Source organism: Hydrobacter penzbergensis, from assembly GCF_900106985.1.
In the GTDB taxonomy this organism is placed as follows: Bacteria; Bacteroidota; Bacteroidia; order Chitinophagales; family Chitinophagaceae; genus Sediminibacterium; species Sediminibacterium magnilacihabitans.
The window spans coordinates 1-23,914 of the sequence record NZ_FNNO01000012.1 but is presented as its reverse complement, the minus strand read 5'-3'; the positions used below and the strand labels follow the sequence as shown (position 1 = coordinate 23,914).

The following is a 23,914-nucleotide window of genomic DNA, read 5'->3' as shown; positions in this document are numbered from 1 at the left end:
TTAGTCAATATTACTTCTTGCAAGAAGGTCTCCCGCGATTTGCGCGGGAGATTTTTTTTGTGCCAGTTTGTACCAATTTTTCCGATTTAGGGGGCATGGCACCAATATTGACCTAATTTTGTCCCCCCGTTTTTATGTGCGTACCACGGGGTGTGTGACAATTTGACCCAAGAATGAAAATTATGACCAAAGAGCCTTTGTTTTTCCGATCTGAAGACGAGAATGATTTCATGCCCATTATCCCTATCAATGAAACTGAAGGGGATGCAGATAAAGACCTGGTAGTTCCCGATACCTTACCCATATTGCCATTGCGGAATACGGTATTATTCCCCGGGGTAGTACTGCCCATTACCGTGGGAAGGGATAAGAGCATCAAAGCGGTGAACGATGCCTATAAGCACGACAAGCTGGTAGGGGTGCTGGCACAGAAAGATGTGAATGTGGAAGATCCCGAACCCCAAGACCTTTGCAGTATCGGTACGGTGGCCCGGATCGTGAAGCTGATCAAAATGCCCGACGGAGGCACCACCATCATCATACAGGGGAAGCGCCGTTTCGAGATCGGCTCCATTGTAAGCGAGGACCCTTATTTCAGGGCTTCCGTTCGTTTGCTGGTTGATGAAGAAGCCGAAGCAGGAGATGATTTCAATGCCTATATCAGCAGCATCAAAGACCTGGCCACCCAGATCATCCAGTTATCGCCCAACCTGCCCACCGAGGCATCGATCATCCTGAAAAATATTGAGAGCCCTTCTTTCCTTATCAATTTCGTGAGCAGTAACCTCAACAGCGACCTGAAAGAAAAACAGGGACTATTGGAAATCCAGGATGTACCAAAGAGGGCTGAGAAGCTCATGCACATCCTGCAAAGAGAATTACAGTTTGCCGAGCTGAAAGACAAAGTGACGAATAAAACGCGCACGGAGATCGACAAGCAGCAGCGCGATTACTTCCTGCAGCAGCAGTTGAAAAGTATCAAAGAAGAACTGGGCGGCGATACCAATGAGCGTGAGATCGCAGAAATGAAGAAAAAGGCGGAGACGAAGAAATGGCCGGAAGCCGCCAAAAATATGTTCAAGAACGGGGTGGAGAAACTGGAAAGGATGCACCCGAGCACGCCCGATTATTCTGTTGTGTACAACCACCTCGACCTGATGCTGGACCTTCCCTGGGAAGATTATACAGCAGATAACTACGATCTGAAGAACGCTAAAAAAGTGCTCGATACGGATCATTATGGTATGGAGAAGATCAAGAGCCGTATCATCGAATACCTGGCCGTATTGAAACTGAAGGGCGATATGAAAAGTCCGATCCTTTGTTTTATTGGTCCCCCCGGTATCGGTAAAACTTCTCTCGGTCGCTCCATTGCGCATGCCATCGGCAGAAAATATGTAAGGCTCAGCCTGGGTGGACTGCACGATGAAAGTGAGATCCGCGGCCACCGCAAAACCTATATCGGCGCTATGCCGGGACGCATTTTGCAAAACATCCGCAAATGCAAATCATCGAACCCGGTGATGATCCTGGACGAGATAGACAAGATAGGCAATGATTTTCGCGGCGATCCTTCATCGGCCCTGCTGGAAGTGCTGGACCCTGAACAGAACAATAGTTTTTACGATAATTACCTGGAACTGGAATACGATCTCAGCAAAGTGCTGTTCATCGCTACCGCCAATAACCTCCAGAATATACAACCGGCGCTGCGCGACAGGCTGGAGATCATTGACCTGAGCGGTTATGCAGTAGAAGAAAAAGTAGAGATCGCCAAACGCCATCTGGTGCCCAAGCAGAAAGAAGCGCATGGACTGGGTAAGGTAAACATCAAGATCAGCGACAAAGTGCTGGAGAAACTCATCGAACAACATACCCGCGAAAGCGGTGTGCGGGAGCTCGACCGGCAGTTGGCATCTGTGATGCGTTACCAGGCCAAGGAACTGGCCATGAAGAATAAAGTGAAGCCGGTTATTACAGCCGCAGATGTTGATAAGATACTGGGTCAGGCACGCTATAACAACGAGATATACAAAACGGCCAATATGCCGGGTGTAGCGGTTGGACTTGCCTGGACTTATGTTGGCGGAGATATTCTTTTCATCGAAACCATCCTGGGCGATGGCAAGGGTGACCTGAAACTAACCGGTAACCTGGGCAATGTGATGAAGGAAAGCGCCAGCACAGCATTGAGTTATTTACAGGCCAATGCACGTAAATATGGCATCGATCCAGAATTATTCGCTAAGAAAAGCATTCATATACACGTACCTGAAGGGGCTGTTCCCAAAGACGGTCCGAGTGCAGGTATTACCATGCTGAGTTCCCTCACTTCTGCCTTTACCGGAAGAAAGCTGAAACCTTACCTGGCTATGACGGGAGAGATCACGTTACGCGGACAGGTATTGCCTGTTGGTGGTATCAAAGAAAAAGTGCTGGCTGCAAAAAGGGCCGGACTCAAAGAGATCATACTCTGTTGGCAGAACGAAAAAGACGTGTCGGAGATCGACAGTAATTTCATCAAAGGCATGCAGTTTCATTATGTGAAAACCATGCAACAAGTTATTGATCTGGCGCTGGTATAAGCGCCGGATCATCAACTGCCTCTTGAACCGCCGGTTTTGATGGGCTTCTTGGCAATGCCTACGGCTTTGGTGCCCGGCTTGGAAATGAATTTAGATGCCTGATTGTTGTTGGGCTGGCTTTTATTGCCTCCTTTACCCCCCTTATTATTGTTGACTGGTAATCCCATACGGTGTGTTTTTGTATGCCAAATGTAGGGAATTCAATATATTCATTGTTATGAAAATCCCTGCAACTCCCACTGGAACCACATTGAACTGCAAAGGCTGGATACAGGAAGCCGCTTTGCGTATGTTGCTCAACAACCTCGATCCTGCAGTAGCAGAACGTCCTGAAGAGTTGATCGTGTATGGCGGAAGAGGAAAGGCTGCACGTAATATGGAATGCCTTGAATTGATCATCAAGGCACTGAAAGACCTCGATAATGATGAAACACTACTCATACAAAGCGGTAAGCCGGTAGGCATTTTAAAAACACATCCCGATGCGCCGAGGGTATTACTCTCCAATTCGCAACTGGTGCCCAAATGGGCTACCTGGGAACATTTCACAGCGTTGGAAAAGAAAGGGTTGATGATGTACGGGCAGATGACGGCAGGCTCCTGGATATACATAGGCTCACAAGGCATTGTGCAGGGCACATATGAAACTTTTGCTGCAGTGGCCGACAAACATTTTCATGGATCATTGAAAGGAACACTGAGTGTAACGGCCGGATTGGGAGGTATGGGCGGCGCGCAACCACTGGCTATTACCATGTGTGATGGAGTGGCGCTTTGTGCCGAAGTGGAAGAATGGCGTATCGACAAACGCCTCGAAACAAAATACCTCGACCTGAAATATACAGACATTGATGTTGCTATTGATCGTGCGTTGAAAGCTGCGGCAGATGGAGAAGCGCTGAGCGTCGGTGTGCTTTGCAATGCGGTACACTTGCTGCGACGGTTGATAGAAAGAAAAATAAAAGTGGATGTGCTTACCGACCAGACTTCTGCACATGACCCGCTGATCGGTTATATACCGCATACACTTACCAATGAAGCAGCACGCGCACTGCGCGAAAAAGATGCCAAACAATATATAGCGCTGGCTTATGACAGTATGAAACTGCATGTAGAACTCATGCTGGCATTGCAAAAAAGCGGAGCCATCACTTTCGATTACGGCAACAACATCCGCGCAAGGGCGCAGGAACATGGGCTTGTACAGGCATTCGATTTCCCGGGTTTTGTACCCGCTTATATACGTCCGCTTTTCTGCGAAGGCAAAGGTCCTTTCCGTTGGGCAGCGCTCAGTGGCGATCCGGCAGATATTGCTGTAACCGATGAATGCATCCTGCATTTATTCCCCGAAAATAAAAGCCTGCAACGCTGGATGAAGATGGCCAGGGAGCGGATCGCTTTCCAGGGATTGCCCGCGCGCATTTGCTGGTTGGGGCAAGGTGAGCGCGAGAAAGCCGGACTGGCATTCAATGAACTGGTGCGCACGGGGAAAGTGAAAGCGCCTATTGTTATCGGAAGAGACCATCTCGATACCGGATCGGTGGCATCGCCTAACCGCGAAACAGAAGCCATGCTCGATGGCAGTGATGCAGTGGCCGATTGGCCCATACTGAATGCATTGATCAATACGGCAGGCGGCGCCAGTTGGGTGAGTTTGCACCATGGTGGCGGCGTAGGCATGGGATATAGTATTCATGCCGGTATGGTGATCGTTGCCGATGGAACCGATGCGGCTGCTGCGCGTTTGTCGCACGTGCTGCGTAACGACCCGGCCATGGGTGTGATACGTCATGCAGATGCAGGATATGATGTTGCATTGGATACCTTGCGAAGGAATGGATTGAATTTTACCAGCCGCTTCCATTAATACTTTTTTTGTCATATATTTATAGTATACCTCTCCTCTGAATCCAATTTCCGTTGTTATTGTTCAATTGCGTTCAACCGTTAAAAATTGCACATGGCAAGGTTATACTCATTTGTGGTGGTGGGGTTATTGGTTCCCTGTTTGCAACTGTCTGCACAAGGCAGGGAAGTGCCTGTGGAAGTAATGGTAGACAAAGTGGGCTACAGTCATATCAGAGGGTTTCTTGAACGTACTACAGAAGCCGTTTACAAGTTTTACAGGAATGAGATTGCTCCGCAGAATTATATTGCTGATCGCGGTTGCCTGTTCGTTTCATCCAAAGATGCCGATAAAACCTTGTTGCTGGCAGATGATCCGCAACTCTCCCTTAACCGTTTTATGCGCCCTTACCCGTTGAGTATCGAAGATGGTACCATCAGCATCCGCATGGAAGCATTCAGGCACGAAAGAGGCGACCCCTGTACTTATGACAAAGGCGATCGCCATTATAGTACGGCGGGTGTGGATGTGAAGATGGCAGAGCTTGATCCCGGTGTATTTTCATCGCCCTATAGATTGGCAGGTAAAGACGGGAAGTTGTGGGCCGAGATCAGGATGCGTTACGGGTTGCCAATGCCGGCGCCCATCAGCCATAAAGACCATCTCGCGATCAATGACGTGAGTAAAGTGGTGGAATTCTCTTCTTTTGTGCAACTGCCCAATAAGAAAAATCTCGAATACCTGTGGGAGTTTCAATTGGAAGGCAGTAACGAGTGGAAATTGTTGGGTAAAACCATTTCAGAGTCGGTGGTGTTTTTTCCGCTGCGCGATGTGCTGAAAGCACCCATCAAAAACACCCAATTGATCAGGTTCAGAATGAAAGCGATCAGCAAAGAAGCAGCAGGGGAATATGTGTATTATGAAACGAAGTTCACGCCCGAAGCGCCTGAATTCACCAATGCCAGTGCTGCGCTCACGCCATCCTGTTCGGGTACGCCAACAGGGATCATCAATATGGGGGAAGTAAAAGGAGTGGCCGATCAATTTGCTTACTATGTAATAAAAGGGAAGACCATCCCTGAAGAGGAAAAGCCCGACCTGGTTGGACAGGAACAAAAAATAAAATGGGGCACGATTCACAATGGAGCCGCATTGAAAATTGAAGGATTGGCAACCGGCGATTATACCCTGGTGGTGCACAATGCCGGGATGAAAGTGGGCAATACTTTTATCACACAGACTTTCAGCATTACGCAATACCCGGCGCTCACCATCAAGTCGAGCGAAGTAAAAGAAGCCACTTGCAGCAATACACCCGATGGACAGATATTGATGGAAACAGAAGGGGGCAATCCTTCCCGCTTCACTTACCTGATCAGTCCGGCTACCGGTAAACAACAATCATCCGGCCGCACCATTATTTTTTCCGACCTGCTGCCGGGCATTTATGCCGTGGTGATCAAAGATGCCTGCAACCAGTTGGCCAGCCGCGATATCGAAGTGACCAGGAAAACCGCGCAGTTACAGGGACAGGTAGCCGTTAAAACAGAAGCCATCAACGAGTTTGCAAATGGTGCATTGAATGTATCGCTGGAAAACGGCTCGGGTAAATACAGGTATTCGGTGTGGAGCAACAATGTAATGATGGCTGAAAAAGAAACCAGTTCACCGAAATTTATCATTGACAGGCTTGCCAAAGGCACTTACCAATTGAAGGTGCAGGATCTCAATACCGGTAAATGTCCGGGATGGGATACCGTGTTTACCATGACCGCCAAAGTGATAGCTTCAGATACCGCTTCATCAATAAAAGATACCACCAATAAAAATGAACAGCAACAGTGGTCTTCGATGGTTACTACTGCCAAAGTCTCTGTTCCCGATGTAAGGCGCTCTGTGTTTGCAGGTGATGCGCAGGCAAAGCAGATCAACTCTTTTGCTGCTTATGTTAAGAATACGCCTGGCCAGAAAAGATATTATATCGTGATTGAAAAAAGCAAATACGAGATGCGCGTGTACAATGCTTTTGATAATTCACTGATCGTTACTTACCCGGTGGTGTTCGGCAGTAATGAATTAACGGAAGATAAGATGACCGAGGGCGACCGGCATACACCCGAAGGGGAGTTTCGCATCATTGATAAAAAAACGCACGATAAATGGCGTAAGTTCCTGACCCTCGATTTTCCCAACGAAGCATCTCTCGAAAAATTCAATCAACGCAAAAGCAATGGAGAGATTCCTAAAGATGCTAAGATAGGAGGGGAAATAGGCATACATGGCACGCAGGCTACGGAAGGTACGGCTATCGACAGGATGGAGAACTGGACTTATGGATGTGTGAGTACGAAGAATGAATACGTGGATGAACTCTACCAGTATATACCGGTTGGAACGAAAGTGCTGATCAAAAAATAAAAGATATTATTCCAGCCTGCGATTCAATTCGTCATTGATCTTCTTGAACAGGTGATAAGGCTTATACGTTCTCCATTCGGGTAACTCCATCAGCTCAACATAGTAGTTGAGTTTTTTCTTTTTGAAATCATGCTGAGCCGCTGCACTCATGTTAATGGCAACGATCCAGCCGTTCTCTTCACTCACTTCATCATACCACTCCTGGTAATATTCTTTGTCGCTGCTGTGGAAATTGAGTACGTTCTCGGCAATGAGTATGTATTTCGTAATGCCTTGTTTGAAGAGCGGGTCCAATACTTCTCTTTTGAGTTCCATGATATCGTTCTCAATGGCATCATTCCATTCGCCAATCAGTTCCAGTACCACGAAATGTAGATCGTAATCTGCATAGATCATCTTGAGGTACAGCGTGCGGCTGCCAAAATCGTCCCACTGCGGATGGATATAATAGTTGTATACCGTTTGAGAAAATTCAAACTCGCTATAGGTACGCCCGTAGAAAGGAGAGCGGGGGTCTTCCTCCGATGTATAAATATGTCGCCAGTTATAAAATGGCTCTAAATTGTGCATGGTCTTCCATTAATGAACCGCAGCATCCACCGCCTTCTTCACACTGCCGTATTTGAGCAGCAGATCCTTGGCTGTTTCATAGTCTTTGATCTGTAGCCTGTCCATCACCATTTTCACACCGCGGTCCACCAGCTTTACATTGCTTAGTTGCATGTTCACCATTTTATTGTCTTCCACGCGACCCAACTGGATCATAATGGAAGTGGAGATCATGTTCAGGACCAGCTTTTGTGCGGTACCGCTTTTCATGCGCGTACTGCCGGTAATGAATTCGGGTCCTACCACCACTTCCACCGGAAAATCGGCTTCTTCGGAAACAGGCGAGTTGGGATTACAGCTGATACTGCCCGTAATAATACCTCTTTTCCTGCATTCCTGCAAAGCCCCTATGACATATGGCGTGGTGCCACTGGCCGCGAGACCAACTACCACATCTTTGTCATTGATAAAATGTTTTTCGAGATCGGCCCAGCCGTCTTCCAGGCTGTCTTCTGCAAACTCCACGGCCTGGGTAATGGCTTTGTCGCCACCGGCAATGAGCCCGATAACCAATCCATAAGGAACCCCGAAAGTAGGCGGACATTCACTGGCATCTACAATACCCAGCCTGCCGCTGGTACCGGCGCCGATATAAAAAAGTCTTCCACCCGCCAGCATTTTATCGCTGATGGCCGCTACCAGTTTTTCAATTTGCGGAATGGCTTTTTCTACCGCCAGCGGAACGGTCTGGTCTTCACGGTTGATATTCACCAGCAGATCGGCGATGGACATTTTTTCGAGATGCCTGTAGGTAGATGCTTGCTCCGTTACCTTTATAAATTCTTTCATCCGTTTAAGTTTAATGGGGTTCATGCAGGTTATCAGCGATGGTAGGCGATGAGACCGGCCATGGGGGCTTTCAATATGGTACCCAGTTCCAGTTCATATGTATCGCAGAGTTCCTTCAATACATCCCTGAAGCCGTGGGCAATACTTCCAACAAAATGAATGGGAAGGGTCCAGCTTTCGCGGTATTTATACAAATGCGTGAAAAAGAAATCGTTGAGTCCGTCTTCAATAATGTTTTCTACCATATAATGCCCGCGGTTCTCCGCCAGGAAAATGGCATAAGAAGCCAGGTAGCGGTTGGCCAACGGTTTTTTGTAAACGTTTTCTAATATTTCATTGTTGCTCACTGCAAAGCGTTTTTCGAAGCGCGCTTTCAGTTCTTCATCGAATGTCTGGTAGAGATAATATTGTATCACTTTTTTACCCAGGTAAGCGCCACTTCCTTCATCTCCCAATATGTAACCCAGTCCGGGGCTGTTTTTCACGATCTTCTTGCCGTTATAATAACAAGAATTGGCGCCCGTGCCCAGTATGCAGGCAATCCCTTTTTCTTTGCCGCAAAGCGCCCGGGAAGCGGCCAGCAAGTCGTTCTGCACTTCAATAGCGGCCTTCGGAAAAGCCTTTTTGAGTACCGATTGCAAAATTTTTACATTGTTCATATTGGCCAGCCCGGTACCGTAAAAAAACACCTCATCTACAACCACTTGCTTTAGTTTGGGCAATAGTTCCGCTGTCAAAAGCTCGGTGATCTGGCTGGCGGAAAGGAAATAAGGACTGATCCCTTGCGTGGTTATGCTTTTTTTCTTTCCCTGCTGCAGTAAACACCATTCGCATTTGGTAGCTCCACTGTCGGCAATCAGTTTAATTGACATGGCGGGATATCATTTTCAACGCGAAGTAAGCACAAAAACGCACGATTATCAAACTTCTTGCATGCTTTATCGTTTTTCACGCTTAATCCGGATATTTGCGCAGCTTTAAGCTATTATAATGAGGTAAGATTTATGGGAAATAAAAAATTACAGGTCTGGCTGCCATTGTTGTTTGCCATGATAATGGTGGTGGGTATGGTGATAGGATATCAATTGAAGGGTAAGACCCTGGGCAACCGTTTCCTGAGTCTCAATAAGAGAAATTCTTTGCAGGAACTGGTAGAGTTGATCAAGAGCCGGTATGTGGACAAGCTTTCCCCCGACAGTATCAACCAATTGGCGGCCGGACAGTTGTTGTCATTGCTCGACCCGCATTCTGTTTATATACCTGCGATGGACCTCAAAGAAGTGAATGAAGAGTTGATGGGTAATTTCCAGGGCATAGGAGTGGAGTTCCAGTTGTTCAACGATACCTTGAATGTGATGAATGTAATGGAAGGCGGCCCTGCTGCCCGCGCGAACGTACAGGTAGGTGATAAATTCATCAAGGTGAACGACAGCATTACAATAGCAGGTAAAAAATTAAGAGCAGATGATGTTCGCAAACTGCTCCGCGGCGCTATGAATACCAATGTAAAGGTTCAGGTATTAAGAGGAAATGAAACCGTGAACATCACCATCACAAGAGGTACCATCATGGTGCCAACCGTAGATGCCGCCTATATGATAGAAGCCGGAACGGGTTATATCCGCATCAATAAATTTGGTGAACGCACTTACGAAGAATTCATGCAATCACTGGAAAAATTACAGAAACAGGGAATGAAACAATTGGTGCTCGATTTGCGCGGCAATGGTGGCGGCCTGTTGAAAGAAGCGACTGATATTGCCGATGAGTTCCTCAGCGGAGATAAAATGATCGTGTACACAGAAGGAAGTCACGTGCCCCGTTTCGAATATCATTGCAAGCGCGATGGCTTGTTTGAAACAGGTAAACTGGTAGTATTGATAGATGAAACTTCGGCTTCTGCCAGTGAAGTGTTGAGTGGCGCCTTGCAGGACTGGGACCGCGCAACGATCGTGGGAAGAAGGTCTTTTGGTAAAGGGTTGGTGCAACAACAGTTTCAGCTCAGCGATGGCAGCGCGGTACGGCTTACTGTTGCCCGCTATTTTACGCCGTTGGGCCGTAACATACAAAAGCCTTATAACAAGGGTAAAAAAGAATATGAAGCTGAACTGATAGCACGTTTCCACGACGGTGAAGTGATCAAAGGCGATACGGCCAAACACGAAACCAAGCCCTATAAAACACCAGGCGGCAGAATTGTTTATGGAGGCGGCGGTATTACGCCCGATGTATTCGTTCCTTATGATACTACCCAGTCCGACCCTACACTCAGCAAACTTTATTTCAGGAACACACTCAGCAATTTTGTGTACCATTATTATATGGAGCACAGGAGCGCATTTCAATCGTTCCAATCTGCGGAAGTAATTCCAGGAAAATTTATGAACACGGAAAGCGACTGGCAATCGTTCCTGTCATTCGCACATCGTGACAGTGTGGTATTAACTGGTATCAAGAGCAAAGACAGGACCGAGATCACCAATCGTTTGCAGGCCCTCATGGCGAGGCAAATATGGAGAACACCGGGTTATTATGAAGTGCTGAACCAGGCAGATGCAACGGTGCAGAAAGCGCTTCAGTTATTGAAATAATCTCTTCAAAACAAAACCATCATCGATGTACAGGTCTTCCTTCTTACTGGCTGCACTGATCTGTGTATGCTTTTCCTTGCAAGCCCAATCGTATCAACCGGCTCCCGCTAACCTGAATGCCAGGCAGCAGTTCCAGGATAATAAATATGGTATGTTCATCCATTGGGGACTTTCCAGCATGCTGGGCTACGGCGAATGGGTGATGAACAACCGCAACATCAAAGTAGAGGATTACAAAAGGTTGCTGAGGGCTTTCAACCCGGTGGACTTCGATGCGGCACAATGGGTACGTACTGCGAAGAGTGCAGGAATGAAATACATTGTATTCATTACACGGCACCACGATGGATTTTCGAATTGGGATACAAAATATTCCGACTGGAAGATCACCAATACGCCTTATGGTAAAGATGTGTTGAAACAACTGGCAGCAGAATGCAAGAAGCAAGGCATTAAGCTGGGATTGTATTATTCTTTGCTCGACTGGTATCGCAACGATTATCCTTATGAAACAGGAAGAACAGGTAAAGGAACAGGCCGTACTGCCAAGAGCGATTACGCTTCCTACCTGCAGTTCATGAAAAATCAACTCACCGAATTGCTCACCAATTATGGAGAGATCATGTCGATCTGGTTCGATGGGCATTGGGACCAGACTGCGCCTGAAGGATCGAATGACAGGAGTTCGCGGATAGACTGGAAGTATAACGAGATATATGGACTCATTCATAAGTTGCAACCGCAATGCATGATTGGGAACAACCACCATCTTTCGCCGTTGGACGGAGAAGATTTCCAGATGTTTGAAAGAGACCTGCCCGGAGAGAACAAATCGGGCCTGAGTTTTCAGAAAGCTTCTGCGCAACTGCCGTTGGAGACCTGTGAAACCCTCAATGGCGCCTGGGGTTATAATATCACCGACAGGAACTACAAAACAGCAGGGCAGGTGATTCAACTATTGGTAGGCGCTGCGGGACGCAATGCTAATTTGTTATTGAATATAGGGCCCATGCCCAACGGACTCATCCAGTCTGAATTCACCGACACGCTGGCCCTTGCCGGTCAATGGTTGAAGCAATACGGCGAAAGCGTTTATGGTACCAGGAATGGACCGGTTGCTCCGCAGGCCTGGGGTGTGAGCACACAGAAAGGCAAATTCGTTTACCTGCACCTTTTCAAAAAACCCGAGAACAATAAAATAACGATCGACGGATGGCAGCAGCGAATCAAAAACGCGTCTTTGTTTACAGGTAAAGGTGTTGTGAAAGTTGAGCAGCAATCGGGCCAGTTGATCATACCAACAGATGCGATTGATGTAACAGGCCCCGATACCATTATCAGCCTTGAACTGGAATAGCATATTCTTGTTCACCCTTTACCATTTTGTACACCCGGAATACCAGGAAGGCACAAATTACAATCACCAGTGATACCACATAGCCCAGTGTATTGTAATGCTGCAAGGGACTGTGTTTGGTAGGTTGTGTAACGATCAGCCCCGCACAGATGGCGGCAAATCCGCCAGCCATTTGTTGAAGGGATGAATTGATACTCATGAATGCGCCACGGTCTTTCATTTGCGGAACGCTGGTAGTAAGTGTGGTGGCCGGGATCATACGGCTCATGATACCCATGAACATGATCATGTTGATGAGGATGACCTGCCATAAAGGGATCGGCGTAATATTCGTATAGATCAGCACCATGATAATGGCCACGGTAGAACCGAAAACAAAAAGATTGTATTTGTCGATCTTATCGCTCAGCTTACCTATCAGCGGCATGATAACGATGGATGCGATACCGGTAGCCATGAATACGATGGGCAATTGTTCCTGCGTGATGTTCACATTGTTGATGAGGAATGCGCTTCCGAAAGGCATGAGCATGAATCCGCCGATCGACAGGAATGCAGTAGCTGTAAAGCCCGTCTGGTAGCGTTTATTCGAAAGGGTATGCCATAGGTGAAGAAAAGGATGTTTGTCTGACTGTATGGCCAGGTGTTTGTCAACCGGCTTCATACGGAAGAATGCCAGCAGGAAGATGCATACACCCGCTATCACGATCATCGTAAAAGCGGCGTGCCATCCCCAGGCATTGGCAATGTACAAGCCGATGGGAATACCCAGCACCTGGCTGGCGGCGAATGACATCTGTATAAATCCCATCACGCGGCCGCGTTGGTGAACTTCAAACAAATCGGTCATGATGGCCATACTTACTGAGCCGATCACACCACCAAATAGACCCGTTACAATTCTGGCGATGAGCAGCATCGTATAACTGTTGGCAGTGGCGCAGCACAAGGTTCCGATGATGAATCCGGCATAGAAGAACAACAACAGTTTTTTCCGGTCGAACTTATCGGCAAAGCCTGCCGCCAGTATACCGGAAATGCCGGCGCTGAAAGCATAACTGGATACGACCAGTCCGAAACGGGCAGGGATGATATCGAGTGATTTCATCAATATATCGCCCAAAGGAGATAGTACCATGAAGTCCAGTATAACGGTAAACTGCAGCAGCGCCAGCATGGCGATGATGAATTTCTGGTAGCCAGAAAAAGGGCTTAGTACGGGTTGCTTGGGTTCCATAGGCGGAAATTAAGCTGAATGCCCGTCATGGCAACAAAGAATCTGGTAAAATTATTTGTGTGGTAAAGCGGCTCTTTTAAAGGAGCATCCTTTTGATATGCCAGTCCATCGAATGCGGACCAGGCCCTTTTACCAGGTAAAAGATCATCAGTACAAGCACTAGTATAGATAATACCGGCTGGGTATCAATGCCCATGATGCCATGCGCAGCATGTACAAAGAAAACGGCACCGATGAGTACGGGTAATTGTACAATGATGGCGAAGCTGGTAAAGAGTCCCAGTAAGATCATCATGCCTCCAAAGAAGTGCGACCAGGTAACATATCCTGCGATCCAGTGCGACTGATCGGCAAACCGGCTGGTGCCTATCAGGGCTTCCAGGTCAGGTGTATGGCTGATGAAACTGAGTCCTTTGAACCAAAGCAAGATACCCAATGCGCATCTTAAGAGGAGGAGCGCGAAAACCATCCGGCTGTCGCGCGGGGTGTCGAGGCGGTGTAGGAGGTTCATGTTACAACTTTTTAGCGTTGGCAAAAACCACTTACTAAGTTACTGCGGAATAGCTGTATATGCAAGGATAGATTGTTAAATTGTATTTTTGAACACGTGCGACTGAAATTCATTTGGATAGGGATCATATTTGCCATTTTATGGTCGTCGGCTTCGGCTGCCACCAAATTTGGACTGCAATCGGCCCAGCCTTTTGTGATTGCCGTTTCGCGTTTTTTTTTGGCCAGCTTCCTGATGCTGGGGGTATCGCATGGCATTTTCCGTAAAAGATTGCCGGTTGGAAAAGAATGGAAGCAATTGATCATCTATGGTTTGCTGAACATCAGCATTTACCTGGGTTTATATGTGTTGGCCATGCAAAAAATTGCGGCCGGTATCGGCAGCCTGGGAACAGCTACCAACCCGGTGATGATCAGTTTTATCTCGACGCTTTTTTTAGGGCAAAAAATGACCGTGAAAAATATTGCCAGCCTGCTGCTTTGCATGGCCGGTGTTTTTGTAGCGGCTTATCCTTTGCTGGAAAACAGTTATGCAAGCACCGACGGCATATTGATATTGCTGGCCAGCATGCTGAGTTATTCTGTAGGCGCTATCTATTATGCACGGCAAAAATGGAACGACCTGAATACGCTCACCATCAATGGATGGCAAACGCTATTGGGTGGTATCTTTTTATTACCGGTATTGTTGTTCACTTATCGCCATGAACAAAACAGCTGGGATTACCGGTTGATCGGCTCTGTTGTGTGGCTGGCATTGCCGGTATCTATCGGCGCGGTACAATGCTGGTTGTGGTTGCTCACGGTGAACCCGCTGAAAGCATCGTACTGGTTATTCCTTTGTCCTGTGTTCGGGTTCATCATTGCTAGTATTACCCTGCATGAGCCGCTGGGTATTTACACGTTGATGGGTGTGATGATGGTGGTAGCCGGCCTGTACATCATACAACAGCAACGTGCGGTGAAAAAATGATAATGCATTTTACCTGAATAACATTAATTTAATCGACTGTTTACGCCTGCTTTACATTCGGGAAGGTACTTTGTAAAACCTTTCGCAATGAAAGCACTCTTCAGCGCCTGCTGCATCTTCTTAGCCCTGGGACTGGCAGCGCAAAACACGCCACCTGCACACAATGTATTCATCATTACTACTGATGGATTCAGGTGGCAGGAGGTCTTCAACGGCGCTGACGCCACGCTGATCTCCGATCCCGAACTGGTAAAAGATACCAGCTTACTGAAAACAGAATTCTGGGATGCCGATATGGAAATACGCGGCACGACATGCTTACTTATGAGAGTGCAAAATCTTACATAGAAGAAAAACATCCCAGGGCGCTTTTTCTCGGATTCGGGGAAACGGATGAGTTCGCGCACAAGGGACAATACGATACTTACTTGCAGAAAGCCCACCAGGTAGATATGTTGATTGCCGATCTATGGTATTATGTGCAAACAGATCCTTTTTACCGGAACAATACCACGTTCATCATCACCACCGATCATGGCAGGGGGAGAGGCGCTTCCTGGAAGGGACATGGGTTCTGGGTAAAAGGGTCGGGCGAAACCTGGATAGCCATGCTGGGAGCAGGCATTGCACCTTTAGGCGAAATGAAAGAAAAGCAGCAACGCTACCAAAAGCAGGTTGCTGCCACTGTATCTCATTTGCTGGGTGAAGCATTTATTGCCACACATAATGTAGCAAGTCCGATTGCATTACCTAAAAACCAACCGCAGCAAACAACAGGCAATGAGGTGGCGGTCAGCAATCATACCACTGCTATTGCAACTGCGGATGCCAACAAATAATATCCTCACTCACCTGCATAAGCTTTCTCCAGCAGGGCGATATCGATCTTGGTCATTTTAAGCATGGCCTGCATAACACGGTTGGCTTTTTTGGCGTCTATACCTCGCATGAATTCACTCAATATGGGCGGTACAATTTGCCAGGAAAGTCCGAACTTATCCTGCAACCATCCACAGGCTTGGTGCTTGCCTCCATCGGCAGCCAATTTTTCCCAGTAATAGTCTATCTCTCCCTGTGTATCGCAATTCACCACAAAAGAAACAGCAGGTGTGAAAGAAAATTCCGGTCCGCCATTCAGTGCAAGGAATTGCTGGCCATTGATATGAAAACCAGCTACCATTACGGATCCTTTAGGACCAGGCCCTGCTTCTCCGTAATAGGAAACATCTCCCACTTGCGCATCTTTGAAAATAGAAACATAAAAGTGCATGGCTTCCTCAGCCCGGCCATTGAACCATAAAAAGGGCGTGATCTTTTGCATAGGTGTATTTTAATTGAATGATTGATATGCAGGACAAACCTACTCAACCAGCCAGATAATTTAAGGGTGCAAAAGCGACATTCTAAAGGGCTGTATACGACCATGCACTCCGTTGAAATAATTAATGCCACTGACCCGGCTGGTATGTTCCTACTTTCGGACGGAAAGCGATGTTGAGGCGATTATAACTATTGATGGCAAATATGGCCATGCTTAAATCGATCAACTCATCTTCAGAGAACTGCACCCTTGCTTCCTCATAAATTTCATCGGGTACCTGTCCGCCGGGTATGCGGGTGATCGCTTCCGCCCAGGAAAGTGCCGCACGTTCCCGATCGCTGTAAAAAGGCGCTTCTCTCCAGGCATCCAATATATATAAACGTTGCTCGCTTTCACCTTTCACACGTAAATCTTTCGAGTGCATATCCAGGCAAAAGGCGCAGCCGTTGATCTGAGATACCCTGAAATAGATCAGATTCAAGAGATGCTGCTCGATCAGCGATTGGTTCAGGTAGGTAGCAAAACCATACAGGGTTTTAAGGGCTGCTTGACCTTTTTCTTTCTCAAAAACATTGATTCTCGTTTTCATCTTAGGTTGTTTTAAGTTGTCTATGAATGTGTTACACCCTAATGACGAACCATGTATCCGGATTTGGATTGTCCAACCTTAAAAAATCCTTTAAAACAAAACTTTTTAAAAATTTTATGAAGTTTTACCTACTTTTAAAACTCCAAACATTAATAATAAAATAATTTACAATGTTTGGCTGCTTGTATGACTACGAAAAAAAGCCGCTACCGGAGACAAATTATCAAGGAGCTTTTCTTTTCGCGCCTGCTTTCGGGAACCGAGCTGAGCGCCAAAATTGACAAAAGCATCCCCCTTACCAATAAGCTGCTGGGCGAATTGGTGAGCGAAGGCGTAGTAGTGGAAGATCATTTGGGTGTTTCCTCCGGAGGAAGAAGGCCCATTGTCTATTCCATTACTTCCGACGCATTATATGTAGTATCTGTGGCGATGGACCAGTTGTTTACCAAGATCGCCATCATGGATATGTCGCACCGGTTTGTAACACAGGTAGACAAAATCTCCCTTCCGCTGGCCAATAATGAGCAGGCGCTTTCCAGACTTTCCGAAGAAATACAAAAAGTTATTCAGGCATCGGGCATTGCGCCATCCAAGATTGCGGGTATTGGCATTGCCATGCCTGGTTTTGTTGATGCCCAAAAAGGGATCAACCATACTTTTTTAAAGGGACAGGAAAAAAGTGTCACAGAAACAATTGCAGAAGTAACCGGTTGCCAGGTATTCATCGACAACGATTCCAGTCTGATTGCATTAGCCGAACAGCGCTTTGGAGCCCATAAGTACCACGATAATACACTGGTCATTAACCTGGGTTGGGGAGTAGGATTGGGTATGATATTGAATGGACGATTGTTCAGGGGTGATAATGGGTTCGCGGGTGAATTCAGCCATATTCCGCTTTTCACCAATAACAAGCTTTGTGAATGTGGTAAGACGGGATGTCTTGAAACCGAGACCTCGTTGTTGGTCATACTCGAGAAAGCCATCAAAGGTTTGGAAGAAGGAAGGGTATCGATGCTGGAAAACCTTTCTGTGGATAATCCCGAAACAGGTTTTGAAGCGATCATCAAAGCGGCGAATAAAGGCGATGCTTTTGCTACGGAGTTGCTTTCAGAGGTGGGTTACTCTATAGGAAGGGGTGTGGCGGTACTGATCCATATACTCAACCCGAAGATGGTCATCATCAGCGGAAGAGGGGCTAACGCCGGTAAAGTATGGGAAGCGCCGATCCAACAGGCGCTGAATGTGCATTGTATTCCCCGATTAGCGCAAAATGTAAAATTATCAATATCTGCCATGGGCGCCAATGCAGAGCTGATGGGCGCCGCATCGCTGGTGATGGACAATTACGAGGTCTATAATTAACAATCTTTCATTTCCCAGGCCAATATGTATCATCTAAAATTAAAAAACAACCAAAACATGAAAACGCGAATGCAAGTGCTGTTCGCTTTACTTTGTTTGCTTTGTTGCAACACGGTATTGCTGGCACAAGAGAAACGTACAGTTGCCGGTGTGGTAAAAGACCCCCGGGGCGCAGCTTTGGCAAGTGCCACTATACGTGAAACGGGCACCAGTAACAAGACTACTTCGGATGCCAACGGCGCTTTTTCACTAAAAGTGAAACCAGGCGCTACCATCGTCATCAGCTATGTGGGCTATGACGATTTCACACTCAAAACCGGTAGCGGTAGCAGTTACACGGTGACCTTACAGGATAAGATCGGTTCGGTACAAGATGTGGTGGTAACTTCTTTGGGTGTTTCCAAAGGCAAGAAAGCTTTGGGATATGCCCAAACAACCATCAAGGCAGAGCAATTGACTGAAACCGGTACTCCGAATTTTGCAACAGCTTTGTATGGTAAAGCTCCTGGCGTTCGCATTGGTGCCACACCCGGCGGTGCTACCAGTTCAGTGAACATCACCATCCGCGGCATCAACTCTATTACAGGTAAAACACAACCACTCATCGTACTTGATGGTGTGCCTATTCGAAATGGAGAAGCCAACAACAGCAACTACTGGGGCGATCAGCGTCTCAGGGGAAATGGCTTGCTGGACATCAACCCGGAAGACATTGACAACATCTCTATCCTCAAAGGAGCTTCTGCAGCTGCACTGTATGGTTCTGAGGCTGTGAACGGAGTAGTATTGGTTACTACCAAAAGTGCCAGCAAGGGCAAAAAAGGATTGGGTGTAGATGTGAACATGAACTACAGCGCTGACGATATAGCTTATCTCCCCCGTTACCAGAATGTAAGAGGACCTGGGATCTCAAAGAATGTTGTAGACCTGGGACAGAGTGATGACGGCTTTCTTTACCAGGACTACAATGGAAGTGGTGTAAAAGATACCAGGGGTGTGTTGGGCAGCAGTATCAACTTCGGACCTAAATTCGATGGCAAGCCAACACTGGCATGGGATGGCAAGATCAGACCCTATGTAGCACAGATCAACAACTATGCAGGATTGTTCAGAACCGCTAACAGTTCCAGTGTTAACGTGGCTATTTCTAAAGCTTCTGAAAACGCCAGCATGCGCTTTTCACTGACCCGCCAGGACAACCAGGGCATCAGCCTGGGCGCAGATAATACCAAGAATATTGCCGTTTTCAACGGAAGCTTCCGTCTGCACCCCAAATTCAGCACCGATCTGATGGTGAACTATATCAATCAGCATACACACAACCGTCCATATTCTATAGACAGGCTGACCAACAATTTTGGTGGTATGATGGGCAGGTTTGATAATGCCGACTGGTACCTGGCCAAATACAAAACCAGCAAGGGCTATCGCTATGTGACAGGAAGAAACACTCAAAGCCTGACACCCGCCGAGAACATCATATGGCCTGGCCTGCGTGGTGATATCATGGATTATGTTTGGCGCGTGAAGGAATACAATGAAGATGAGTACAGCAATCGTGTGATCGCCAGCATGACCAACAACTGGCAGATCATCGATGATCTGAGATTGCGCACCAGGGTTTCTAATGATTTCACCTCGATGCGTACGGAAACAAAACAATCTACAGAGATTCCATTGGCTTTTGGAAACTCTGGTTATTTTGGATTGAATGATTACCAAAACAGCCTTGTATACGGCGAAGCGTTGCTGACCTATACCAAAAAACTGACCAGCGATCTGGATCTGACTGCTATGGGAGGTTACAATGCCAGTAAGGAAATTACCACTACAATCAGCAGGGGTACGAATGGTGGTTTAAGCACAGAAAATTTCTTTGACATCAGTGCTTCAGTGAACCTGCCATCCAGTGGCTCTTCTCGTTTCTCTATAGTAAAAGACGCGTTTTTAGGAACCCTCAATGCGAACTATAAAGGCTATCTCTTTGTGGAAGGAACCGTGCGCAGGGACAGAACTTCTACCATGCACCCGAATAAAAACAGTTTCGTTTATCCTTCTGCGAATGCCAGCTTCATTTTCACAGAAGCCTTCAAAATGCCTGATTTCATCAACTATGGTAAACTGCGTGCTTCATGGGGTATCGTAGGTAACTATCCTGATGCTTACCTGGCCAATATCGCTTACAACCAGAATACATTGGGTGTTCAGGCAGTGGGTGGTCAGCCGGTATTGTATACTACCATCCCATCCAGCTTTGGTAATGATGGTATCAAGCCTGAGCAAAAGCGCGAATTTGAAATCGGTATCGAAGCCAGTTTCCTCAAAAAGCGCATTGAATTGGAAGCTTCTTATTACAATGCCCAGATCGTAGACCAGATACTGCCGCTGACACTGCCCGCTACTACGGGTGCTACATCTATCTTAACCAATATCGGTACTTTAAGAAATACTGGTATCGAAGTGGCTGTTAGAGGTATACCGGTTCAAACCAAACAATTCAAGTGGGAAGTGGGTGTAAACTTAGCTAAGAATAATGGCAAGGTAGAAAAATTGGCACCCGGTCTGACCAGGATGTTGCATGCAGATTATGATGGTAATGCCGCACAATTGATATCGGATGTAGGTCGCCCGATGGGAGATTTCTATGCACATCCCGTTGCAACAGACGATAAAGGAAACATGATCGTTGATCCGAATGGAATGTACAAAGTGGATCCGAACAAGATGGTGCGTATTGGAAATGCCATGCCTAAATTAACAGGCGGTATAACTAATACTCTTTCTTTCAAAGGCTTTATAGTAGATGCAACAGTAGATTTCAGGGTGGGCGGTTATGTAATGCCTACTGCACTTAACTGGATGACCAGCCGTGGTTTGACAGAAGAAAGTCTGAACTATATGGATAAAGAACATGGTGGTCTCAGTTACTACCAGAAAGCCAGTGGCGAAAGGGTATTGACGAGTGCTGCACAGGGACCCAATGGTGAGAAAGTGTACAATGATGGTATCGTACTTGCAGGTATAAAAGCAGATGGTTCTAAAAACGATTATATCGCATCTGCCTCTGATTACTATTGGACAGTATATAACTGGGGTGGTCCGCAATACAGTCCGAATACCCGTTACGAATTGTACATCAAAGAGAACAGCTATGTGAAGTTCAGGGAGATTACCATCGGATACAGAATACCTGATCACCTGGCACGGAAGATAGGCGCTCAGAGATTGCAATTCTCTGTATTCGGACGTAACCTGTTCTATCTGTACAGGACACTTAAAGATATGGATGCAGAACAGACCACTGCTGGTTCAAGATGGTTCCAGACACTTAACAATATTGGTACCAATCCATCTACAAAGACCTTCGGTGTGATGTTAAGAGCCACATTCTAAAACCAGATTAAGAAGTACATTAAAAAATATTGTATGAAAAAAACATTGTTCGTCCTGGCAGCGGCCTCATCGATTACGATGACCGCCTGTAAAAAGCAGGATTTTGCAGATAGTTATGCCGATCCTTCCAAAATTTCCAAGACTACGGTAGAAAAAGAGTTTGCCGGATTCCTGAACTCTAATCAAACTTATGTATTACCCAGTTACTGGAATTACTTTGTGGTATTGAGAACCACGGTTAATCGCTATACACAATCGGTGGGCTGGACCAATAGCACTGCTCAATACGTTCCGGGTGGTGCGGGCATTACTGATCGCTGGAATAATTTTTATTCCTCTTTCGTTGCCCAATACAGGGAGTTGCAGAATGTATACGCCATGCTGAGCGCAGATGATCAGGCCGACAGGCGCATTTTCGTCATCGCAGCTACTATTTATTTCTATGATCACACACAGAAAGTGGTAGACCTGCACGGAGACATTCCCTGGACAGACGCTGGTAAACTCAGTGCCAACGGGGGTGATTACATTAAGTCATTGCCCAAGTACGATAAAGCCGATGCTATCTATACCAAGATGCTTGATGACCTGAAAGGTTTTTCGGATGAACTGAATACAATCAATGTGAAAGCAGGTATCCAGGCAGGCTTCAAAACCCAGGATTTTATCAATAAGGGTAACCTGGTACTCTGGAAAAAATACTGTAATTCACTTCGTTTGCGTATTCTTACCAGGGTAGCCAAAACACCTGCATTCCAGTCAAGGGCAGCAGCAGAGATCAACGGCATCCTGTCAAACGCTGCGCAGTATCCGGTGATTACCGATAATGCCGACAATATACAGGTTAAGGTATTTGATCTGAATACCGACATCAACGCCAAAGGATTCAGGAGCGGTTTGGAAGATTGGGATGGCAATGTGGCTGGCAAAGCGATGATCGATCATATGAATACCAACGGTGACCCCAGGCTGAGGGCTATTTTCGAACCCGGTGCCAATGCCAATGGTATATACAACGGACTCGATCCAATGCTTGATGCCTCTTCGCAAACTACATTGGTATCTGGTGGAACATTGGCTTTATACAATCGTTCTACACTGAGCCGTAACCAGTTTTTCCCGGGTATATTGATGAATGCTGCTGAAGTCAGCTTCCTGGTAGCCGAAGCCAAACTCCGGGCAGGGGATGATGCTGGGGCAAAAGCTGCCTACAATGATGGTATTGCCAAATCGGTTAATTTCTATTATTGGTTGAGAACCCTCAGCAATGACAACACTTCAGGAGCGCTGACACCTACCAGTGCCGCTGAAATCGCACTCTATACTGCCAGTGCAGGTGTTAACTGGGATTTAGCGCTCTCCTCAGACGACAAACTCAAGCTGATCGCTACACAAAAATGGATTCATTTCAATGTAGTACAGCCACTTGAGAACTGGTCGGAAATCAGGAGGTTGCATGCTCCTGTATTTAATTTCTGGGTAGACAATTCAAACGCGCAAAAGCAGCCGCCATATAGGTGGATATACCCCAGTAGTGAGAATACTTATAATACTGCCAACTATGCAACAGTTCAGGCAAATGATAATCTGACCACCCGGATTTTCTGGGACATCAGGTAAACATTATACTTATTTTTATTTCATACTGTAGCAGTGCATGCCCTTACCCCTGGGCAATGGCTGCTACAGTTTTTTTTATACTCCTCATGCATCCATTAAGGTGTTGATAAAACATTTTAAGTCTATATGAACCGGATTCTGAAATAATAAGGGATTATTTTTTAACTCGATTTATAATGGCATAATAAAACCATTGTAGAAGAGATAAATTAGTAATACTAATTTCAGCATTGGCCATTAATCCATTTTGAAATTGAATTTGCTTATTATAGGGGGTGAGTATTGTGTCCTACTTTTTCACATATCCACATCCTAAATTCTTACCGGACTATTGTAAATGTTATAATTTGTTTATATTTATGAAAACTCATTTTTATGAAAAAACATCTGTCACTCCGCTATTTGGCAATGAACATGTGCCTGATCTCATTAGTATTAATGTCTTATGCTCCAAAACTAAAGTTCGGGGAAAAAGTTAAAAATGATCTTAATAAAGAAGACCTGGAGAAGTTAGTCGATAAGGTCTCTAAAGATTCTGTTTTTACATTAATATACAAAAAAGATATAAATAATCTTTTGTCCAAGGCTCATAATACTTCAACCTTGAATAGAGATCTATAATGTACCCTATATGTAGGACAGATAATGTGTTCAACTAAGATATAAAAGACCTACTAATACTACTATTACCTTTCTTTTCTTTTTTTGCTT

At 46.2% G+C, this 23,914-nt stretch carries 20 protein-coding genes; 12 read left to right on the top strand and 8 right to left on the bottom strand.

Going from position 1 to position 23,914, the window contains the following annotated elements:
- Positions 1-173: 173 nt before the first annotated feature.
- Positions 174-2,585, top strand: a complete 2,412-nt coding sequence (gene lon, locus BLU98_RS12655) for an endopeptidase La (RefSeq protein WP_257574965.1) — start codon at positions 174-176, stop codon at positions 2,583-2,585.
- Positions 2,586-2,596: 11 nt separating this feature from the next.
- Here lon and BLU98_RS17880 read toward each other — a convergent pair whose 3' ends face one another.
- A complete protein-coding gene (locus BLU98_RS17880) occupies positions 2,597-2,752 on the bottom strand; it encodes a hypothetical protein (RefSeq protein ID WP_157576851.1) in 156 nt (51 codons plus the stop codon).
- A gap of 50 nt (positions 2,753-2,802) precedes the next feature.
- Here BLU98_RS17880 and hutU point away from each other — a divergent pair, with 50 nt between their 5' ends.
- Both hutU and BLU98_RS12645 read left to right on the top strand, forming a co-directional pair.
- Positions 2,803-4,452 (top strand): urocanate hydratase, encoded by a 1,650-nt coding sequence (gene hutU, locus BLU98_RS12650; protein WP_092724626.1) that lies wholly within the window; start codon positions 2,803-2,805, stop codon positions 4,450-4,452.
- Positions 4,453-4,545: 93 nt separating this feature from the next.
- Positions 4,546-6,849 (top strand): L,D-transpeptidase family protein, encoded by a 2,304-nt coding sequence (locus BLU98_RS12645; protein ID WP_092724624.1) that lies wholly within the window; start codon positions 4,546-4,548, stop codon positions 6,847-6,849.
- A gap of 6 nt (positions 6,850-6,855) precedes the next feature.
- Here the strand turns inward: BLU98_RS12645 and BLU98_RS12640 are convergent, their stop codons facing one another.
- From BLU98_RS12640 to BLU98_RS12630, 3 genes are read right to left on the bottom strand one after another with little or no spacing between them, the layout of a single operon-like run.
- Positions 6,856-7,419, bottom strand: coding sequence for a hypothetical protein (locus BLU98_RS12640; RefSeq protein ID WP_092724622.1), 564 nt, complete (start codon positions 7,417-7,419; stop codon positions 6,856-6,858).
- Positions 7,420-7,428: 9 nt separating this feature from the next.
- Positions 7,429-8,247: an N-acetylmuramic acid 6-phosphate etherase gene (gene murQ, locus BLU98_RS12635; protein ID WP_092724620.1), complete on the bottom strand. Its 819-nt coding sequence runs from the start codon at positions 8,245-8,247 to the stop codon at positions 7,429-7,431.
- Positions 8,248-8,279: 32 nt separating this feature from the next.
- The gene (locus BLU98_RS12630; protein WP_092724618.1) at positions 8,280-9,119 is read right to left on the bottom strand and encodes an N-acetylglucosamine kinase; all 840 of its coding nucleotides are present in this window, start codon (positions 9,117-9,119) and stop codon (positions 8,280-8,282) included.
- Positions 9,120-9,251: 132 nt separating this feature from the next.
- Here BLU98_RS12630 and BLU98_RS12625 point away from each other — a divergent pair, with 132 nt between their 5' ends.
- Together BLU98_RS12625 and BLU98_RS12620 are read left to right on the top strand one after the other, a co-directional pair.
- Entirely contained in the window at positions 9,252-10,838 is a 1,587-nt protein-coding gene (locus BLU98_RS12625; protein WP_092725305.1) for a S41 family peptidase, read from the top strand.
- Between the two features lie 25 nt (positions 10,839-10,863).
- On the top strand, positions 10,864-12,195 hold the full coding sequence (locus tag BLU98_RS12620; protein WP_092724616.1) for an alpha-L-fucosidase: 1,332 nt from the start codon (positions 10,864-10,866) through the stop codon (positions 12,193-12,195).
- Here BLU98_RS12620 and BLU98_RS12615 read toward each other — a convergent pair.
- Together BLU98_RS12615 and BLU98_RS12610 are read right to left on the bottom strand one after the other, a co-directional pair.
- On the bottom strand, positions 12,176-13,432 hold the full coding sequence (locus tag BLU98_RS12615) for an MFS transporter (protein ID WP_092724614.1): 1,257 nt from the start codon (positions 13,430-13,432) through the stop codon (positions 12,176-12,178). The two genes, BLU98_RS12620 and BLU98_RS12615, sit on opposite strands and share 20 nt — an antisense overlap.
- Positions 13,433-13,508: 76 nt before the next feature.
- The gene (locus tag BLU98_RS12610) at positions 13,509-13,943 is read right to left on the bottom strand and encodes a DoxX family protein (protein ID WP_092724612.1); all 435 of its coding nucleotides are present in this window, start codon (positions 13,941-13,943) and stop codon (positions 13,509-13,511) included.
- A gap of 96 nt (positions 13,944-14,039) precedes the next feature.
- Here BLU98_RS12610 and BLU98_RS12605 point away from each other — a divergent pair, with 96 nt between their 5' ends.
- The 3 genes from BLU98_RS12605 (at position 14,040) to BLU98_RS12595 (ending at position 15,754) form a co-directional block, all read left to right on the top strand.
- Complete coding sequence (locus tag BLU98_RS12605; RefSeq protein WP_092724610.1) at positions 14,040-14,915, top strand: DMT family transporter; 876 nt, start codon at positions 14,040-14,042, stop codon at positions 14,913-14,915.
- Positions 14,916-15,002: 87 nt separating this feature from the next.
- On the top strand, positions 15,003-15,263 hold the full coding sequence (locus BLU98_RS12600; protein WP_092724608.1) for a hypothetical protein: 261 nt from the start codon (positions 15,003-15,005) through the stop codon (positions 15,261-15,263).
- Positions 15,230-15,754, top strand: a complete 525-nt coding sequence (locus tag BLU98_RS12595) for an alkaline phosphatase family protein (RefSeq protein ID WP_092724606.1) — start codon at positions 15,230-15,232, stop codon at positions 15,752-15,754. Before BLU98_RS12600 ends, BLU98_RS12595 begins: the two co-directional genes overlap by 34 nt.
- Positions 15,755-15,759: 5 nt before the next feature.
- On the opposite strand, the gene BLU98_RS12590 is transcribed toward BLU98_RS12595, so the two are convergent.
- Complete coding sequence (locus tag BLU98_RS12590; RefSeq protein ID WP_092724604.1) at positions 15,760-16,236, bottom strand: VOC family protein; 477 nt, start codon at positions 16,234-16,236, stop codon at positions 15,760-15,762.
- Positions 16,237-16,357: 121 nt separating this feature from the next.
- Entirely contained in the window at positions 16,358-16,825 is a 468-nt protein-coding gene (locus BLU98_RS12585) for a carboxymuconolactone decarboxylase family protein (RefSeq protein WP_092724602.1), read from the bottom strand.
- Between the two features lie 186 nt (positions 16,826-17,011).
- On the opposite strand from BLU98_RS12585, the gene BLU98_RS12580 reads away from it, so the two are divergent.
- From BLU98_RS12580 to BLU98_RS12565, 4 genes are all read left to right on the top strand, one after another.
- Entirely contained in the window at positions 17,012-18,190 is a 1,179-nt protein-coding gene (locus BLU98_RS12580) for an ROK family protein (protein WP_092724600.1), read from the top strand.
- A 57-nt stretch (positions 18,191-18,247) separates the two neighbouring features.
- Positions 18,248-21,583 carry a SusC/RagA family TonB-linked outer membrane protein gene (locus BLU98_RS12575; protein ID WP_092724598.1) on the top strand — a complete coding sequence of 1,112 codons (3,336 nt, stop codon included), beginning with the start codon at positions 18,248-18,250 and terminating at the stop codon, positions 21,581-21,583.
- 33 nt (positions 21,584-21,616) lie between these two features.
- A complete protein-coding gene (locus BLU98_RS12570; protein ID WP_092724596.1) occupies positions 21,617-23,203 on the top strand; it encodes a SusD/RagB family nutrient-binding outer membrane lipoprotein in 1,587 nt (528 codons plus the stop codon).
- A gap of 375 nt (positions 23,204-23,578) precedes the next feature.
- Entirely contained in the window at positions 23,579-23,824 is a 246-nt protein-coding gene (locus tag BLU98_RS12565) for a hypothetical protein (RefSeq protein WP_092724594.1), read from the top strand.
- The last annotated feature ends 90 nt before the right edge of the window (positions 23,825-23,914 follow it).